20 protein-coding genes are annotated in these 18,592 nt (G+C 45.9%); 11 read left to right on the top strand and 9 right to left on the bottom strand.

Features of this window, described 5'->3' with window-relative positions:
• Positions 1 to 238: 238 nt before the first annotated feature.
• The 9 genes from RUMAL_RS12355 (at position 239) to RUMAL_RS12315 (ending at position 8,145) form a co-directional block, all read left to right on the top strand.
• Positions 239 to 1,396 (top strand): trans-sulfuration enzyme family protein, encoded by a 1,158-nt coding sequence (locus RUMAL_RS12355; protein WP_028504093.1) that lies wholly within the window; start codon positions 239 to 241, stop codon positions 1,394 to 1,396.
• A 1-nt stretch (position 1,397) separates the two neighbouring features.
• Positions 1,398 to 2,306 (top strand): PLP-dependent cysteine synthase family protein, encoded by a 909-nt coding sequence (locus RUMAL_RS12350; protein ID WP_013499054.1) that lies wholly within the window; start codon positions 1,398 to 1,400, stop codon positions 2,304 to 2,306.
• A gap of 19 nt (positions 2,307 to 2,325) precedes the next feature.
• Positions 2,326 to 2,697, top strand: a complete 372-nt coding sequence (locus tag RUMAL_RS12345; protein ID WP_013499053.1) for a NifB/NifX family molybdenum-iron cluster-binding protein — start codon at positions 2,326 to 2,328, stop codon at positions 2,695 to 2,697.
• On the top strand, positions 2,673 to 3,554 hold the full coding sequence (locus tag RUMAL_RS12340; RefSeq protein WP_013499052.1) for a radical SAM protein: 882 nt from the start codon (positions 2,673 to 2,675) through the stop codon (positions 3,552 to 3,554). The genes RUMAL_RS12345 and RUMAL_RS12340 overlap by 25 nt, the downstream gene beginning before the upstream one ends.
• Before the next feature lie 87 nt (positions 3,555 to 3,641).
• Positions 3,642 to 4,499, top strand: coding sequence for a nitrogenase iron protein (gene nifH, locus RUMAL_RS12335; RefSeq protein WP_002851636.1), 858 nt, complete (start codon positions 3,642 to 3,644; stop codon positions 4,497 to 4,499).
• Between the two features lie 16 nt (positions 4,500 to 4,515).
• The gene (locus RUMAL_RS12330) at positions 4,516 to 5,985 is read left to right on the top strand and encodes a nitrogenase component 1 (RefSeq protein ID WP_013499051.1); all 1,470 of its coding nucleotides are present in this window, start codon (positions 4,516 to 4,518) and stop codon (positions 5,983 to 5,985) included.
• A gap of 14 nt (positions 5,986 to 5,999) precedes the next feature.
• On the top strand, positions 6,000 to 7,340 hold the full coding sequence (locus RUMAL_RS12325) for a nitrogenase component 1 (protein WP_013499050.1): 1,341 nt from the start codon (positions 6,000 to 6,002) through the stop codon (positions 7,338 to 7,340).
• A gap of 52 nt (positions 7,341 to 7,392) precedes the next feature.
• Positions 7,393 to 7,725 carry a NifB/NifX family molybdenum-iron cluster-binding protein gene (locus tag RUMAL_RS12320; protein ID WP_013499049.1) on the top strand — a complete coding sequence of 111 codons (333 nt, stop codon included), beginning with the start codon at positions 7,393 to 7,395 and terminating at the stop codon, positions 7,723 to 7,725.
• A 72-nt stretch (positions 7,726 to 7,797) separates the two neighbouring features.
• Positions 7,798 to 8,145, top strand: a complete 348-nt coding sequence (locus RUMAL_RS12315; RefSeq protein ID WP_154662715.1) for a hypothetical protein — start codon at positions 7,798 to 7,800, stop codon at positions 8,143 to 8,145.
• On the opposite strand, the gene RUMAL_RS12310 is transcribed toward RUMAL_RS12315, so the two are convergent.
• From RUMAL_RS12310 to sufC, 9 genes are read right to left on the bottom strand one after another with little or no spacing between them, the layout of a single operon-like run.
• The gene (locus RUMAL_RS12310; RefSeq protein ID WP_013499048.1) at positions 8,121 to 9,023 is read right to left on the bottom strand and encodes a homoserine O-succinyltransferase; all 903 of its coding nucleotides are present in this window, start codon (positions 9,021 to 9,023) and stop codon (positions 8,121 to 8,123) included. The two genes, RUMAL_RS12315 and RUMAL_RS12310, sit on opposite strands and share 25 nt — an antisense overlap.
• 45 nt (positions 9,024 to 9,068) lie before the next feature.
• Entirely contained in the window at positions 9,069 to 9,518 is a 450-nt protein-coding gene (locus RUMAL_RS12305; RefSeq protein WP_013499047.1) for an RrF2 family transcriptional regulator, read from the bottom strand.
• A gap of 42 nt (positions 9,519 to 9,560) precedes the next feature.
• On the bottom strand, positions 9,561 to 10,316 hold the full coding sequence (locus RUMAL_RS12300) for a class II glutamine amidotransferase (RefSeq protein ID WP_013499046.1): 756 nt from the start codon (positions 10,314 to 10,316) through the stop codon (positions 9,561 to 9,563).
• Between the two features lie 10 nt (positions 10,317 to 10,326).
• A complete protein-coding gene (locus RUMAL_RS12295) occupies positions 10,327 to 11,472 on the bottom strand; it encodes a glutamate-cysteine ligase family protein (protein ID WP_013499045.1) in 1,146 nt (381 codons plus the stop codon).
• A gap of 48 nt (positions 11,473 to 11,520) precedes the next feature.
• On the bottom strand, positions 11,521 to 11,946 hold the full coding sequence (sufU, locus tag RUMAL_RS12290) for a Fe-S cluster assembly sulfur transfer protein SufU (RefSeq protein WP_013499044.1): 426 nt from the start codon (positions 11,944 to 11,946) through the stop codon (positions 11,521 to 11,523).
• Positions 11,936 to 13,165 carry an aminotransferase class V-fold PLP-dependent enzyme gene (locus RUMAL_RS12285; RefSeq protein ID WP_013499043.1) on the bottom strand — a complete coding sequence of 410 codons (1,230 nt, stop codon included), beginning with the start codon at positions 13,163 to 13,165 and terminating at the stop codon, positions 11,936 to 11,938. Before RUMAL_RS12285 ends, sufU begins: the two co-directional genes overlap by 11 nt.
• Positions 13,149 to 13,958, bottom strand: coding sequence for a SufB/SufD family protein (locus tag RUMAL_RS20820; RefSeq protein ID WP_013499042.1), 810 nt, complete (start codon positions 13,956 to 13,958; stop codon positions 13,149 to 13,151). Before RUMAL_RS20820 ends, RUMAL_RS12285 begins: the two co-directional genes overlap by 17 nt.
• A gap of 12 nt (positions 13,959 to 13,970) precedes the next feature.
• Entirely contained in the window at positions 13,971 to 15,380 is a 1,410-nt protein-coding gene (sufB, locus tag RUMAL_RS12275) for a Fe-S cluster assembly protein SufB (protein ID WP_013499041.1), read from the bottom strand.
• A gap of 2 nt (positions 15,381 to 15,382) precedes the next feature.
• Positions 15,383 to 16,129 (bottom strand): Fe-S cluster assembly ATPase SufC, encoded by a 747-nt coding sequence (gene sufC / locus RUMAL_RS12270; protein WP_013499040.1) that lies wholly within the window; start codon positions 16,127 to 16,129, stop codon positions 15,383 to 15,385.
• Positions 16,130 to 16,477: 348 nt separating this feature from the next.
• Between sufC and RUMAL_RS12265 the strand changes: the two genes are divergently transcribed.
• The gene (locus RUMAL_RS12265; protein WP_013499039.1) at positions 16,478 to 16,825 is read left to right on the top strand and encodes an Asp23/Gls24 family envelope stress response protein; all 348 of its coding nucleotides are present in this window, start codon (positions 16,478 to 16,480) and stop codon (positions 16,823 to 16,825) included.
• A gap of 53 nt (positions 16,826 to 16,878) precedes the next feature.
• On the top strand, positions 16,879 to 18,534 hold the full coding sequence (locus tag RUMAL_RS12260) for a DAK2 domain-containing protein (protein ID WP_013499038.1): 1,656 nt from the start codon (positions 16,879 to 16,881) through the stop codon (positions 18,532 to 18,534).
• Positions 18,535 to 18,592: the final 58 nt, after the last annotated feature.

Here is an 18,592-nt window from a genome sequence, read left to right as displayed (position 1 = left end):
AGCAAGTATTCAGGGGGATACAGCGTGACAACGTTATCTCCGTAACGGCGAGATTAATAATTGATCAAAAAATTATTTACTCTAACATCCTGAAATCACCCGCCGGGATATAGAAATCATGACATGGGGAACATAGACGTGATAACGTTATCACGCTTCGCTGTTGACTAAATCGGATTTATCGTGTATCATTAATTCATACCAAGCACATAGGAAAAATATGAAAGGAATGAAAGATATGAGTTACAAAAAAATAGAAACAGCTTTGATACACGGCGGTATATCCACTGACGAAAGAACGGGTGCTGTGAATGTACCTATATATCAGACCTCAACATTCAAGCAGGATGGTCTTGGCAAGATGAGAGGATATGAATATTCCCGTACAGGCAATCCCACAAGGGAAGCACTTGAAGCACTTATCGCAGAACTGGAAGGAGGATATGCAGGATTTGCATTTGCGAGCGGTCTTGCTGCTGAAACTGCTGTACTCAGTCTTCTGCATACGGGTGACAGGGTGCTGATATCCTCAAATGTATACGGCGGTACTTTCAGGCTGCTGAATCAGGTATTTGATCACTTCGGTATAAACTATACGATATCAGAAACTGATGATCCTGCTGCTTTTGAGAAGGATATCACAGAGGATGTAAAGGCAGTACTGATCGAAAGTCCTGCAAACCCTCTGATGACAATAACAGATATAAGGGCGATCGCTGAGATAGCTCACAAGCATAATCTTCTGGTGATAGTTGATAATACATTCATGACCCCCTATCTGCAAAGACCCCTTGAACTGGGTGCTGATATAGTAGTACATTCAGCTACCAAGTATCTCGGAGGACACAGTGATGTAGTTGCAGGTCTTGCAGTTGTAAAGACCAAGGAGCTTGCTGAAAAGATAGCTTTCATACAGAATTCCACAGGCGGAGTACTTCCTCCGTTTGACAGTTTCCTGCTGATAAGAGGTATCAAGACACTGGGAGTAAGACTTGACAGGCACGTAGCTAATGCTGAGGCTGCTGCAAAATTCCTTACCGGACATGAAGCTGTTAAGAGCGTTCATTATCCGGGACTTGAATCTGACAAGGGTTATGAGGTGAACAGGAAACAGGCTAAGAACGGCGGCGTGATGATATCCTTCGAGCTGAAGGACAACTACGATATCAGAGTGTTCTTTGAAAGTCTGCAGCTTATCACACTTGCAGAAAGTCTTGGTGGTGTTGAATCACTGGTATGCCATCCTTCAAGCATGACACACGCATCTATCCCTGAGGATATACGTAAAAAGGTAGGCATAACAGATGGTCTGATAAGACTTTCCATAGGTATCGAGAATATAGACGATATACTGGAAGATCTTGACAATGCAATAAAAGCAAGCGAGGTAAAGTGATATGATATATGAGAATATGCATGACCTCATAGGTCACACACCGCTTGTGAGGCTGAATAATATGGGGGTCTCCCCCGATGTACAGATATATGGTAAACTGGAGATGTATAATCCCTCGGGCAGTGTTAAGGATCGCATAGGCGAATACATGATAGCTGCTGCTGAAAAAGAGGGACGCTTAAAGCCGGGCAGTACTATTATAGAAGCTACCGCAGGCAATACGGGACTCGGTATAGCATTCGCAGCACTTGGAAAAGGCTACAGAGTAATATTCACAGTCCCGACTAAGTTTTCCGCTGAAAAACAAGCTCTTATGAGGGCGCTGGGGGCTGAGGTGATAAATACACCCCGCGCTGAGGGAATGCTGGGAGCTGTGCGCAAGGCTGAGGAGCTTAAAGCACAGATACCCGATTCGATATCACTGGAGCAATTCAAGAATCCCAACAATCCTCTGGCACATTATGAGAATACGGGCAGAGAGATATGGGAGGATATCGGCGGAAAGGTCACACATTTCGTCGCAGGCGCAGGCAGCGGCGGAACTTACACAGGTATAGCAAGATACCTCAAGGAGCATGACCCGAATATCGTTGGCGTGCTTGCAGACCCCGAAGGCTCGACCATAGGAGGCGGCGAACACTTCGATTATAATATTGAGGGTATCGGTAATGATTTTATACCTGAAACGATGGACATAGGTCTGGTAGACGAAGTCATCAAGGTGAATGACGATGATGCTTTCAGGACAGTAGGACAGCTTGCACGTAATGAGGGAATCATAGCAGGTTCATCCTCAGGTGCTGCGGCCGCTGCGGCATTGAAGCTGGCAAAGAGGATCGAAAAGGGCGTTATCGTTGCAGTCCTGCCGGACAGAGGTGACAGATATTTCAGCACGGGATTATTCGGCTGATGGAGAAAAGATGGTTTAGATGATTTATAAGATCGCATTTGCAAGCAGCGACGGCGAAAACATTAACGAGCATTTCGGTGCGGCAAAAAAGTTTTATATCGCAGAGATCGATACTGAGAAGGACGACTATGATATTGGCGGTCACGTTGATGTGAAACCGTCATGTAACGGCGGACAACATGAGGTATCGGGATTTGCAGCAGCCCTGGATGCGCTTGGCGATGTCAGCGCAGTGGTAGCTCAGAGAGCAGGTCCGGGAGCTAAGAAGTATATAGAGGAGCAGGGTATAAGAGTATACCAGATCCCTCTGAGTATAGAGCAGGCACTATGTCTGCTGATGGAAGAAAAACAATGGGAGGTGGACAAATGGCGGTCTCATACGAAGAACTGACAACAAAGCATCCATGCTTTGCAAAGGGACCAAACAGCGGCAACGGTCGTATGCATCTGCCTGTCAGCCCGACCTGCAATATCCAGTGCAGATTCTGTGAGCGCAGCGTAAATACATACGAGAAACGTCCGGGTGTTACCTCGACGGTCATTTCACCTGAGGAAGCCATAGAGGCTATCGGCAAGGCACTTGAACTATGTCCTGCCATACACGTAGCAGGTATAGCAGGTCCGGGTGATACACTTGCAAGTCCATACGCGCTGGAAACATTCAGGCTGGTAAAGAAGGAGTTTCCGCAGCTTGTGAAGTGTATGAGCACTAATGGTCTGCTGCTGGCTGAAAAGGCTCAGGAGATAATTGACGTGGGTGTGGATTCACTTACGGTGACTGTAAACGCTGTAGATCCTGAGATAGAAGCTCAGCTCAATGATGGTATCGTATGGCATGGCAAGCACTACACCGGTGTTGAAGCCGCTGAGATACTCATCGAGCAGCAGCTGAAGGGTATACGCATAATAAGCGAGGCAGGAATAACAGTAAAGGTGAACACCGTGTTCGTTCCCGAGATAAACGGTGATCATATCGAAGAAGTGGCAAAGACCGTTGCGGAAGCAGGTGCGGATATATACAATATTATCCCGCTTATACCGAACGCAAAGCTGAAGGATTGCCGCGAACCCGACTGCATGGAGTTCGAGAGAGCGGTACTGAAAGCTTCAAAGTATATCGATGTTTTCAGGCATTGTCAGAGATGCCGCGCAGATGCGGTAGGCATTCCCGGCGGTGAAGATCTGGGAAGCAAGATATACACAAACTTAAAGAGGTTATCCCGTAAGGATACATTCTCACACGGGTAGAAAAATTAATATGTTGTTAAAAAAGAATATATCACAGTACCACAAAGGTATACGATATATCAATTATATGAAATGAGGTAAAGTAAGATGGCAAAGGAATTAAGACAGATCGCAATTTACGGCAAGGGCGGTATCGGTAAGTCAACAACAACTCAGAACCTGACAGCAGGTCTGGTTGAAAGAGGAAACAATGTAATGGTAGTCGGCTGCGACCCTAAGGCAGATTCAACAAGACTTCTGCTGGGCGGTCTGCACCAGAAGACCGTTCTGGATACTCTGAGAGATCAGGGTGAGGACGAGATCGAGCTGGACGCTATCCTCAAAGAGGGCTTCATGGGTACAAAGTGCGTAGAATCAGGCGGACCTGAGCCCGGCGTAGGATGTGCAGGACGTGGTATCATCACATCTATCGGTCTGCTGGAAAGACTGGGTGCATATACCGAAGATCTTGATTATGTATTCTATGATGTTCTCGGTGACGTTGTGTGCGGCGGTTTCGCAATGCCTATCCGTGAGGGCAAGGCTAAGGAGATATACATAGTAGCATCCGGCGAAATGATGGCGCTGTATGCAGCAAACAATATCTCAAAGGGTATCGCGAGATATGCAAGACAGGGCGGCGTTCGTCTGGGCGGTATCATCTGCAACTCCAGAAACGTTGACCGTGAGGCTGAGCTGGTAAGAGCATTCGCTAAGGAACTGGGTACACAGATGATCCACTTCGTTCCCCGTGATAACGATGTACAGCGTGCAGAGATACGCAAGAAGACAGTTATCCAGCACTTCCCCGAGTCCAAGCAGGCTGACGAATACAGAGCACTTGCTGAGAAGATCGAGCAGAACGATATGTTCGTAATACCCAAGCCCATGACTCAGGAAAGACTTGAGGAGATACTTGTTGAATATGGTCTGATGGATGACCTGAAGGACGATTACAAGATCTGATGAAGGAGATATAAAGATGAGTAAAGTCAATTTGAATATACCCGAAGTCGAGATCCGTGAGATACGTCTTAACTCGATCACGGGATTTCAGGGAACAGCTAAAGAACTCGTTGATGCCTGCGCTGCCTGCGGCGGCAAGATGAAGGACAAGAATCGTTCTTTCAGCCAGTGCCTTGGCTGCGGAACATCAAATGCAGCCTGTACACTGACCCTTATCCAGGACGCTGCGATAATCTCCCACGGTCCTGTCGGATGCTCGACCTGCCTGCATGAGTTTGCATTCACCTACCGTGTTAATGCATACCTCAGACAGCTTGAACATCCCACACAGAGAAAGATTTACTCTACCAATCTGGAAGAAAAGGATACCATTTACGGCGGCGGCAAGAAGCTTGAAGCCGCTATACGCGAGGTACACAAGCGTGCTAAGCCAAGTGCGATATTCGTTATAACTACCTGTGCTGCAGGTATCATCGGTGATGATGTTGAGAGCGTAACAAATGCGGCTCAGAAAGAGCTTGGTATACCGGTTGTTGCAGTATTCTGCGAGGGCTTCCGTTCAAAGATGTGGACATCGGGCTTCGATGCGGGATACCACGGCATCGCCAGAAAGATAATCAAGCCTGCAAGACAGAAGAGAAATATCATCAATGTTATCAACTTCTGGGGCAGTGATATTTTCCGTGAGTGGTTTGCTGAGTTCGGATATGAGCCAAACTATATTACTCCTTTTGCGACTGTTGATTCGCTCAGCTATTCAAGTGAAGCTGCACTTACTGTACAGGCTTGCTCAACACTTGGTTCATATCTTGGTGCTGCGCTGGAGCAGGGCTTCGGTGTACCTGAGATACGTAATTCACCTCCTTACGGTATTGCACAGACAGACCGCTGGTTCAGGGAGCTTGGTCAGATAATCGGCAAGGAAAAGGAAGTTGAAGAATTCCTTGCACGCAAGAAGGCTGAATATATGCCAAAGATAGAAGCTCTGCGTGAGAAGCTGAAGGGCAAGACCGCTTACGTTACAGCAGGTGCTTCCCACGGACATTCTCTGCTGGCACTGCTGAAAGAACTGGGTATGGAACCTCAGGGCGCTGCAATATTCCACCATGATCCTCAGTACGATAACGAGGACGAGCGTGCAGATACACTCAGCCATACTGTTGCAGATTACGGCGATGTGCCAAACTACAATGTCTGCAACAAGCAGGAATTTGAACTTGTGAACGTACTCAACCGCATCAAGCCCGATATACTTCTGGCACGTCACGGCGGCATGACCCTTTGGGGCGCTAAGCTTGGTATACCCTCGCTGCTGGTAGGCGATGAGCATTTCGGTATGGGTTATGAGGGTCTTGTAAACTACGGTGAGAGAATACTCGAAACCATCGAGAACGATGAGTTCGTAAAGAATTTGGCTAAGCATTCAACAAACCCTTATACCAAATGGTGGCTTGAGCAGGAGCCTTATACATTCTTGGGAAAGTAAAGGAGAAATAATATATGGCAGGACTTATTGAACAGGAGCGCTACACTTGTGCCATCGGAGCACTGCAGACTGTAGTAGCTATCCCCCGCGCTGTACCGATACTTCATTCAGGACCGGGCTGCGGAGTTATGATAAAGGGCTTTTTTGAGCGTTCGGCAGGCTATGCAGGCGGTGAAACCGCACCCTGTACTAATTTCAGCGAAAAGGAAGTAGTATTCGGTGGTACCGACAGACTTCGCAATATTATAAAGAACACCTACAAGGTGCTTGATACAGACCTGCAGGTAGTAGTCACGGGATGTACCGCAGGTATCGTAGGTGATGACGTTGCAAGCGTAACGGATGAGTTCCTTTTTGAGGAGGACAGACCCATAGTTCACGTTGAAACTTCGGGTTTCAAATCCAACAACTATGTATCACATTCGGCTGTGGTAAATGCTATCATCGATCAGTACGTAAGCCGTTTTGAAGATGATAATCCTTCTCGTTCTGAGAAAAATCTTGTTAACGTTATAGCTTCCATACCCTATCAGGATCAGTTCTGGAAGGGCAACCTTAAAGAGTACAAGCGTCTGCTTGAAGGTCTGGGCTTGAAAGTCAATATCCTTTTCGGACCCCACTCGGGCGGTGTAAAGGAATGGCAGACCATACCCAAGGCGAACTTCAATGTGTTCGTATCTCCCTGGTACGGTGAGCCCATAGTAAAGAATCTTCAGAGAAGATACGGTCAGCCTTACTTCAAGTTCGGCTATCTGCCTATCGGTGCAAACGAGACTACAAAGTTCCTGAACGGCGTGCTTGCATTCGCACTTGAACAGGGCGCAGAGATAGACGAGAAGAAAGCTAAGAAGTTCATTGAGGAGGAAGAAAAGGCTTACTACGAGGAGCTTGACAATCTGGCAACATTCCTGCTGGAATTCCGTTACGGTCTGCCTTCCTATGCACATATTCTGCATGATTCGGGATATGTAGTTGGTCTTACCAAATTCCTGCTTCATGAAACAGGTGTAGTTCCCAAGGAGCAGTTCATTGTGGACAATGTTCCCAAGAAGTATCAGGACGAGATAGAAGCTGAGATAAAGTCGGTATCTGACAAGCGTGATATACCTGTATACTTTGATCCAGATGCAGGTGCAATGCAGGACGTTATCAGAGGTCTTGAACACAAGGGAAGAGGACTTATACTCGGCAGCGGCTGGGACAAGGAACTTGCAGGAGAAATAGACGCAGACTTTCTTTCGATAGCCTGCCCCACACCTTACCGCATAGTGCTGACTACAAATTACGTTGGTTATACAGGCGGTCTGAGAGTAATAGAGGACATCTACAATACCTCATTGGCAACATATAAATAAAGAAAATATCTCCTGTCACCCGGCAGGAGATATTTTTGAAAGGAATGATACTATGTCAAGACTGGCAATAGCAACTTCTGACGGATTCACCGTCAACGAACACTTCGGGCACGCAAAGTTTTTCAGGGTTTATGATCTTGGCGAAGACGGATACACATTCAGTGATGTGCGTGATGCAGTAGCAGTTACACAACAGACACTTGGGCATGACACTACACGCTTTGACAAGATCATCGAACTTCTCGCGGACTGTGACGCAGTACTGGTCCAGAAGATAGGTGAGGGTGCAGCAGCATACCTCATAGGCAGGGGAGTGAGAGTGTTTGAGGTAAGCGGACCTATTGACGCGGTACTAAACAGATTTATTGAGGATAAGCTGGTATAGAAATAGCATGGCGGGAAGTTCGATAGCTTCCCGCCGCTTTTTTTCTGAAAGGAAATAGATACTGATGCCCTGATGAAGTCCCTCGAAGATGTGTGCAGGCGGCATGATGATTGCACCTGCGATGTGTCATACGCTTCGGAGAAAGGTAGGCAGAACGTTCATACAAAGCATTGGATGAATGAACAGGCAAAGGCTAAGCGGATAGAGTATGCTGCTAGTGTTCCCGAGCCAATGAATTTGACGAAGGGTGAGGTGATGGCGAAAGAGTCTAAGATCTTGGTCAAAAGACGATCGGCTAATGATAGAAAATATGGAATGGCAGGAAGTAATAACAAAAAACTCCCGGAAACTATGCGTTTCCGGGAGTTGTATATATTATTGGATCTCAGGTGTGATCAGAATTTGTATGGAGTTATCTGATATACGAAATAGTTGAGCCAGTTTGAGAACAGCAGACTGGATGCTGAGATCCAGCGGCTGACGGGTTCGTTGTCGGGGTCATCATCGGGGAAATAGTTCACGGGGATATCGGGATCAAGACCAGCATCGGTATCGCGTATGTATTCCTCAGCCAGACGATAGAGATCGTACTCGGGATGGCCGTTGACGAATATATTGCTTCCGCCGTCGGATATGATATAAGGACCTGTGATTTCTGAGCCTGCCAGTATGGTAAGTTCGGGATTCTTTTCTATATCATCCCTGGATATTCCTGTATACCTTGAATGGGGAGCATAGAAGTTCTTATCAAAGCCTCTTACCAGCTCATCTGTAGGATCAGTCACAGTATGTTCGTATATACCCGACAGCTTTTTATCGTAATCGAATTTATTAACTCCATAGTGATAATAAAGACCTGCCTGAGCTGCCCAGCAAAGATACAGCGTAGATGTAACGTGGAGCCTTGCCCACTCCATTATTGAGGTCAGTTCGCCCCAGTAGTCCACATCCTCATACTCCAGCTTTTCCACGGGAGCTCCTGTGATTATCAGACCGTCGAAGTACTTGTTCTCTATCTCGTAGAAAGGGCAGTAGTTCTTCAGAAGATATGAGAGCGGAGTATTTTTGTACTTGTGTGATACGAGTCTTACAAAAGTTACGTCGATCTGCAAAGGCGAATTTGACAACAGACGAAGAAGCTGCTGTTCAGTGTTCTCCTTATCGGGCATGAGATTGAGTATAGCTATTTTCAGCTCTCTGATGTCCTGATGGCTTGCACGTTCTTCCGTCATCGCAAAAATGTTTTCCTTTTTGAGCTTTTCGATGACGGGAAGAGATTCTTTAAGTCTTAATGGCATAATGTATTCCTCCTGTCATATTTATCTTCATATATTTGGTTTATATTATATATAGTACATATTGATCTCGGGATCCTCAGTGTTTTCTTTGTGTCCCGCTATCAGGTCGGCAAGGGTCATCTGTTCGGTGAAGCTGCGCATATAGCTGTTTATTTTGTCCCAAAGACAACAGTTTACCGAGTTACGCATCCCTGCTGTATTCTCTTCGCTTTCCTCATAAGCATCGGCAAGGATGCTGTTGTCGAGTGCGTTGAGAATCTCAGAAAGATATATTTTCTCGGCAGGACGAGAAAGCATATATCCGCCGCGCGAGCCTTTCTGACCTTTTACAAATCCGCCCTGACGCAGGCTTATGATAATCTGCTCCAGATATTTCTGAGATATATCCTGTCTTTCGGATATATCCGATGATGAAACGGTCTTGCCGTTGGCACCGTTTATCGCTATGTCTGCAAGTGCTATGATCCCGTATTCAACTCTTGTTGAGATCTTCATTTACTATGCTCCTTCCGTTTTGAGATATTGTCTGTACCGATATCATATATTCATAGCATCAAGCGCTGTGATATATTCCAGTGTGGGGACAAATATCCCTTTGTGGCGTTCCCCTTTATAGACCACTTTGCCTTGTCTGAAAGCTATGACCTGAGCCATGGGGAACGGTGCCCACTTGCTGTCATCAAGGGGAACGGTCGCTATCAGTGTACCTTTGCCGTATCTTTTGATGCAAAGGGTATTTTTCAGATTTTTATGTGCATACATCAGATCACCGTCGTAAATGATGAGATTGAGCTTGTTCCTCGGGGCGTTGTCTGTAATGAAACGGTCAACAACAGCAAAACGTTCGCGCTCGGTGAGCTTTCCCTTTGAGATCGCATCATTCATCGTATCCATGAATGACAGGAACAATCTTTCGGAGTCGGTATCGCCGATCTGTTTATTCAGATATTTATACGAATCCTTTCCAGAATATATGGTACCGTTGTGGATCAGTGTCCATTCGCGTCCTGAAATATCTCTCCCGGAAAAAGGATGGCAGTTCTCTATCCTTATCTTGCCGACCGTTGCATAGCGTATATGTGCGAGAAGTGTATCCTGAGGAGAAATATTCTCCAGCAGTTCGTAAAGCTCGCTGCTGTCATAGGCTTTTCCGGCGCCTTTGATGATCCTGCGATCGGGATCGTACATCATGCCCCACCCGTGGGGATTTTTTTCGCTGTGAGAAAAAAACTCACGAAGAAGATCAGAAAGATCTTCTTTCCGGGCTGCTGAAAAACCTAACAGCTCGCACATATCATCACCTCTATCCGCAGACTTTTATTCTTTCACAGAGTCTGTTTTTCAGTTTGTCTTTTTCATATCTTATTATACCGACAGCATCAGTATTACTCCTGAAAAATTCTTCCATACTATCAAGTATCTCAGAAGCTTTTTCAAGTATCGGTACGCCGTCTATCGTTACGCCGTCAAGATTGTAAAGTGCGGCGTTCTGGTGGTTTTTCACAGCCTGTACCTGACGTTCGGGTGTGAAATCGAGATCGGGCTGACATGAAAGATACATTATAAGCAGATGAGCAAACTCAAGATCATTTGCATCGATTCCCAGATCTTCTGTAGGGTTGAGGTCAAACATTCTCAGTTCTATATGGCTGACCCCGCCTGCAAAATTATCTATATGATTTACGCCTTTGGGTTTCAGCCTTACGGGAAGATAAAGCTCACTTGCGGAAAACAGGCTTCCGTTGTCAACGTATTCCTTTACGCTTTCCACAAAGTCTGCCAGACTGCCGAATCTGAGTATAGGTACAAAGCTGTTCCAGTAACCGCGTTCACTGCTTCTGACGGATGAATATTTACCAAGCACTGCACCTGCTGCACCGTCTTCGTCAAGTGAACGATCATATATGGGACTTGCAGCCGTCAGCAGAAGAGGCAGCCAGCTGTGAAAGCTTACCTGCTTATAAAGCCTGAGATAAAAGCTGTCCCGCCATGCAGAAAAGTCATCGCCCTTATACAGGGTATGCAGATACCCGTCATCGAAGGAGAAGTTGAAGTGTATCCCCGAAAACAGCATGAGCCGTTTTCCGTAGCGTTTTTCAAGCTGTTCGCGGTAGCGGCGCTTCTCGGAATGCCTGCCTGTGAAATTAGCCACGGGGATATCGTCCTCGCTTGCGATATGGGGCGGATTTGAATACATCCAGATGATCTCGCCGGATTTGTCAAGTGTATCTCTGACTGTCCTGTCCAGCTTTTCAAGTTCAGAAATAGTTTCCTGTACACTTGAACAGACCGAGGTTATCAGTTCTATCTGATTTTCGCAGAAATCACGGGTGATGTTGGCGGTATCAGTAAAAGGATGAGGTGTCTGCGACAGCCTGAGATCCTTGTCCACGCGAAGTGTTTCTCGTTCAATACCGAATTTTCCTTTGAAAAAAAGTTCGTTTTCCATGAATGCTCCTCATAATAGATATATTGATATATGCATCAGTACGGGTCATCAGATATTCTCGTCCAGAAGTTTTTCAAGTGTTTTCCAGCCGAGAGTAGCACACTTGACTCTTGCAGGCATTTTAGAGATATTCTGTAACGCACCTGCTTCTTCAAGTTCTTCCAGTTCCTCATCGGATATGGTTCCGTTTATCATTCTGCCGAAAAGGTCGCTCAGATGTCTTGCTTCATCGGGTGTTCTGCCTATGATGAGATCAAGCATGATATCGGTGGAAGCCTGAGATATCGCACATCCAACACCTGTAAAGGAACCGTCCTTTATTATGCCTGATTCTATTGAAAGATGAAGGGTAAGCGAATCTCCGCAGGTAGGGTTGAGCCCTGCATTTGAACAGGTAGCGCAGGGAAGTTCATGAAGATGCTGAGGATGAAGATTATGATCTATGAGTACTTCATTGTAAAAATTATCCGACATATCCCATGCGCCTCCTTACGCTGCCAAGGGTCTCGATGAACCTCGCGATGTCGTGTTCGTCATTGTAGAATGCCAGGCTCATGCGTACAGAAGATTGTACACCTAAGTGCTGGTGCAGCGGCTGGGCACAGTGATGACCTGCCCTTATAGCTACATTTTCGCTGTCGAATATGGCTGCGATATCGTGGGGGTGTACACCCTCAATTGTGAATGAGATTATTCCGTGGTGTTCCTCCGCTTTATCAGAGCCTATTATGTTTATATTACCGATGCGCTTCATCTCATTGAATGCCAGTGCGGTAAGTTCGTTTTCACGTCTGACTATATTTTCCATACCTATACTATTTATATAGTCTATTGCTGCGTGCAGACCAACTGCACCGCCTACATTTACAGTGCCTGCCTCAAACTTGTGCGGCAGTTCTGCGAATGTTGCGCTTTCTCTGGTAACATACTCTATCATCTCTCCGCCATACAGGAAGGGAGGCATATTCTGAAGAAGCTCCTCGCGTGCATAAAGTACACCTATACCCATAGGTGCGAACATCTTATGACCCGAAAATGCAAGGAAGTCAACATCAAGATCCCTTACATCCACAGCCATGTGAGGAACGCTCTGTGCACCGTCGCAAACTATCAGCGTGCCGTTATTATGGCATATCTCAGCAAATGTCTTTATCGGATTTATCCTGCCGAACACATTGGATACCTGTGCTATGGCGAATAATTTAGTGTCTGCTGTAAGTGCAGCTTTAAGATCATCTGCTGAATATTCTCCTTGCTTTGTGCATTCAAGAAATTTAAGTACGGCACCGGTATCAGCTGCGAGTCTTTGCCATGGCAGCAGGTCGGAGTGATGCTCTGATACAGCAACAAGTATCTCATCGCCCTTGCGGATATTTGTGCGGCCCCAGCTGTATGCTATAAGATTAAGGCTCTCAGTTGCGTTGCGCGTAAATACTATCTCTTTAGTGCTTGCAGCACCTATGAATCCGCGAACAGCCTCACGGGCATTTTCATAAGCATCAGTAGCCTTTACGCTGAGCTCATAAAGCCCTCTCAGTGGATTGGCATTTTCTTCGCGGTAATATTTCTCTGCAGCTTCCAGTACCTTTCGGGGCTTCTGTGTTGTAGCTGCGTTATCTAAATAAACAAGATCCTTGTATACATCAAATACCGGGATATCCTGCTTGTAATTATATTCACTCAATATCTTCACCCCATCCGAGCGCAGTATATATACGTTTCTTTGCAGATCCATCATCTATAGGCGCGATGATCTGTGCGAGCTTTGACCTTGCCATAAGCTCATATATCTTTTCTTCGGGAATACCTCTCGACTTCATATAAAATACGTGTTTATCATCTATCCTGCCGATAGTCGCACCGTGATTACCGACAACATCTTCCTCAGCGCAGAGAATAACAGGTACAGTTTTGTTGCGTACCTTTTCGCTCATCATAATAACGTCCTCTTTTTCGCTGCCCTGTGCACCGACTGCACCGTTTTTGAAATCAATGGTGCCCTTGAAGGTCTTTGCGGCATTGTCATTGAGAACACCGTTGACCATTATCTCCGAACTGCTCTTTCTGCCTGTATGTTCAGCTATCAGGTTGATATCAAGCTTGTCCTCGCCGTTCAGCTGATAACCGATCTTTGCGTTGAATACGCTCTTTGCTCCGTCAAGGCGTGCTGCTATCTCGCTTACGGTATCGCCGCCAAGATAAAGCTGTATAAGCTCGATATCCGCATTATCTTCAAGGGATATGCCCAGCTTTGATATGCATTTCTTCTTGCTGTCGAAAAGCTGTATAAGTTTAAGCTTTGCATTGCTTTTGATATCTACATTAGTTTCAGTATCGGAATCTATATACTGCACCACCGACTCACTGCTGCCGCTGCTGATGACTATATCCTTGGTCTCATATCCTGAGATATCCCGTGTGACATAGTTTACACCCAGACTTCCGAAGGTCGGTACAGGGAGTATATTCAGTTTTGTTTCTGCCATTTTCTATCCTCCTCAGCCGACGCTGCCATGCATTTCAAGTCCGATAAGATTGTTCATCTCCACTGCGTATTCAAGGGGCAGTTCTTTTGATACGTTGTCAGCAAAACCACGTACTATCATAGCCCTTGCATCTTCCTCCGAAAGACCTCTGGAGGTCAGGTAGAAGATAGCTTCATCGCTTATCCTGCCGATCTTTGCCTCATGACCCACATCACATTTATCGGTCTTTACATCAATAACGGGTACGGTATCAGAACGTGATATTCGATCCAGCATGAGGGATTCACAGTTGACGGAGGACTTGCTGCCCTCTGCCTTTTCGTTAACGACTACCGCACTCCTGAAAGTGCTTTTGCCGCCTGATTTGCTTATGGATTTAGTATTCATATACGAAGAAGTATCAGGAGCATTATGGACTATCTTAGCACCTGTATCAAGATCCTGACCTTCGCCTGCAAAGGTTATGCCTGTGAACTCAGCACTTGCGCCTCTGCCGTTCAGTATGCTCATGGGGTACAGATAGCTTACATGAGAACCAAAGCTTCCCGATACCCATTCGATCCTGCCGCCTTCATCGACTATCGCACGCTTGGTGTTGAGATTGTACATATTTTTGGACCAGTTTTCAATTGTTGAATAACGCAGTGTTGCGTTTTTGCCAACATACAGCTCAACGCAGCCTGCGTGCAGACCTGCCTCGTAGTATTTCGGGGCAGAGCAGCCTTCGATGAAATGCAGATAAGCGCCTTCTTCCAGTATTATAAGTGTATGCTCAAACTGACCGGCGCCTTTTGCATTAAGCCTGAAATATGACTGGAGCGGTATCTCCAATCGTACATTTTTTGGTACATATACGAATGAACCGCCTGACCATACCGCGCCGTGGAGCGCAGCAAACTTATGATCTGTGGGTGGTACCAGCTTCATGAAATGGCTTTTGATGATCTCAGCATATTTGGGATCATGCATAGCGCTTTCAAGATCGGTGTATACTACCCCTGACTGTGCAACTTCTTCACGAACATTGTGGTATACCAGTTCGCTGTCGTACTGTGCACCGACACCTGCCAGGGATTCACGCTCAGCCTGAGGGATGCCCAGTTTTTCAAAGGTGTTCTTTATATCATCGGGAACATCGTTCCAATCCGTGTTCATACGGCTCTTGGGACGTATATATGTTACTATATTGTCAACATCCAGCCCTTCTATTGAAGCTCCCCATTTCACCATAGGGGTCCTGCTGTATATATCCAATGATCTCAGGCGGAAATCCTTCATCCATTCGGGGTCGTTCTTTTCTTCGGATATCTCTTTTATGATATCGGGTGTGATGCCGCTGTCAAAGAAATCCCGCTCATCTTCTTCATAGCGGAAATCATACAGCGAACGGTCGATATCCGTAACTTGTGTCTTGCTGCTCATTTTCACACCTCACCGATATATTTCTCAAAACCGTTTTCCAGCACCTCGAATGCCAGATGACCGTCACCCTCTTTTGCTACCCTTCCGTCAGCGAGGATATGTGTCTTGTCAACGTTGAGGGAAGCGAGTATCTTATCATTGTGGGTGATTATGATGAGTGAACCGCCTACAGAACGACGGTACTCCTCAATGCCCTTGGATACTATCTTTACTGCATCAACATCAAGACCGGAATCGGTCTCGTCAAGTATAGCAAGCTTAGGCTGAAGTATCAGCAGCTGGAGTATCTCTGCCTTTTTCTTCTCGCCGCCCGAGAAACCTACATTGAGGTCACGGTCTGCGTAGCTCTCATCCATATCAAGCACCTTCATGGCTGCCTTTAGCTGCTTTTTGAAATCCCAGAGCTTTATGCGCTTGCCTGTGGTCTGTTCAAGTGCGTTTCTGAGAAATTCAGCAAGGGTGATGCCGGGTATCTCTATTGGATTCTGAAATGACAGGAACAATCCCAGTCTTGCACGTTTGTCAGCGGAAAGACCGGTGATATCTTCGCCTTCAAAGTATATTTTTCCTCCTGTTACCCTGTACTCGGGGCTTCCCATTATAGTACAGCCGAGTGTTGATTTACCTGCACCGTTCTGTCCCATGAGTACATGAGTTTCGCCTTCACCTATTGTGATCGTTACGCTGTGAAGCAGCTCCTTATCTTCAGCTGAAACAGCCAGATCTTCTATCTTTAATAATTCTGACATGACAAACGTCCTTTCAAAGAATATTTCCGAGTTGTTTAGTATGATATGATGTATTATAACATATATATCCCACTAAGTCAATAGGGTTTATCGTATTTATCTTATTCAGACAAATGTTTCCATGATTTGGTGGTGTGACTTTGTGCAGTATTTCCTACCATGTTTATATGATTTAAAAATGTGTTTACAGCCTGTACAAAAAAATCTGTCTAAAATGTACCTCAGGTCATCATTTATGGAACTCAGGTGAGCAACGGATAAAATATTTTTTAAATCTCTTGAAAAATCCGAAGGTATATGATATAATGTAGTTTAAATAGATTTTATCTGACCGAGGGAGGCTTTTGTATGATCAAAATAAAAAATCATCTTGGTACTATCGGCATATCTACAGGATATCTGAGGCAGCTCATATCCAACACTGCTGAAAACTGCTTTGGTGTAGCGGGACTTAACGTATATGGTGCAAAGCAGGGCGTAAATGCTATGCTGAAACGCCAGAATACCACTAAGGGAGTCATAATCTCGCAGGATGGCGACGAACTGGTCGTAGACCTTCATATAACTGTTACTTACGGTGTAAATGTCGGCGCTATTGTTGACAGCATCATACATAAGGTCAATTATGTTCTGACAAATGAAGCAGGTATAACGGTCAAGTCTGTTAACGTTTATGTTGATGAGATGACTGATTGATAATTTTTTTGTTATGGGGTCTGTTCATATCTTTTGATTAGGAGGAGCAAGCAGTGATAAACGGAAATATGCTGCGCCGTGCTTTTATCAGCGGTGCGCACAGTATCACAAATAAAAAGAAGTCTGTGGACGAGCTCAATGTATTTCCCGTGCCTGATGGTGATACGGGATCAAATATGTCCATGACGATAAATAATTCGGTGGCTGAACTTGAGAATCTGGGTGATAATGTACCTGTAAGTACTGTTGCAAGCACAGCGGCATCATGTCTGCTGAGGGGTGCAAGAGGAAATTCGGGCGTTATACTTTCTCTTATATTCAGAGGATTCTCAAAGGGTCTTGCAGGAAAGAGCGAGATGGGTGCCGAAGATCTTGTAAATTCGCTGGAACTTGGTGTTCAGGGCGCGTACAAGTCGGTAATGAAGCCCACTGAGGGTACTATACTCACGGTGGCGAGGGAAGCGGCTGAAAAGGCAAGGGAAACACTGAAGTCCACAAATGATCCACGGGCTGTCATGGCTGATGTATGCGCACAGGCAAAGATCACTCTTGATAAGACACCCAAGCTTCTGCCGGCACTTGCTAAAGCAGGTGTTGTGGATGCAGGCGGAATGGGTCTGCTGATAATATTTGAGGCTATGCGAGATGTATTTGAGGGCGGTGAGATAGTTGAGCAGAAGGCTCAGCCTGTGGAAAAGAAGACTGTTGAGGCCGAGGGTGCTGTTACCGTGGATACATTCTCATCGGTAGTAGGTCAGTATGATGCTGAGATAAACTTCACCTATTGCACCGAGATGCTCATAACCAAAAAGCCCGATTGTGATGACCCCATCAAGCTGAGGGCATACCTTGAGACTATCGGTGACTGCGTGGTCGTAGTTGATGATGATGAGATAATCAAGGTGCACGTACACACCAACAACCCCGGCAAGGCTATTGAAAAAGGCCTTGAATTCGGTTATATAAACTTCCCTAAGGTGGAGAACATGAAGCTCCAGCATGAGAAGGAGCAGAAAAAAGCCAAGAGCGCCTTTACTCCCGCTGAGCAGACCAACGAGTTCGGCTTTGTTGCAGTAGCCGCAGGCAACGGTATCGAGACCATGTTCAAGGACCTCGGTGTTGACTGTGTTGTAAAGGGCGGTCAGACCATGAACCCCTCCACACAGGATATACTTGAAGCTATCATGAGCTGTCCTGCAAAGACAGTATTCGTACTGCCCAACAACAAGAATATCATCATGGCGGCAGAACAGGCAGTAAAGCTTGCCGACAGAAAGGTATGCGTACTGCAGACCAGGACTATCCCCCAGGGTATGTCGGCTATGCTTGCATATGATCCCGATGCTGATTTCAATACTAATCGTATCGAGATGACAGCAGCTATCGAGCGGGTATCTACGGGACAGATAACCTTTGCGGCTCGTGATTCTGATTACGAGGGTCATTCGATCAAGCAGGGTGAGATACTTGCTATGGATAACGGCAGACTTTCGTTCGTGGACAAAGACCTTGCAAAGGCAGCGTTCAAGCTGACTAAGAAGCTGGTAAAGGGTGACAGCTCATATATCACTGTTATTTACGGTTCAGATGTTACCGATGATTCGGCTCAGGCACTTTACAAGCAGATAAGCAACAAGTATTCAAATCTTGATGTAAACCTTATAAACGGCGGACAGCCTGTTTACTACTACATCATCTCTGTGGAATGATATTATCAGACGCCTCCGAGGATTCGGGGGCGTTTTTGGTGGTTGATCCATTAAAATA

It is taken from the genome of Ruminococcus albus 7 = DSM 20455 (assembly GCF_000179635.2).
GTDB lineage: Bacteria > Bacillota > Clostridia > Oscillospirales > Ruminococcaceae > Hominimerdicola > Hominimerdicola alba.
The sequence above is the reverse complement of the archived record's forward strand: the minus strand, read 5'-3'. Positions and strand labels throughout refer to the sequence as shown.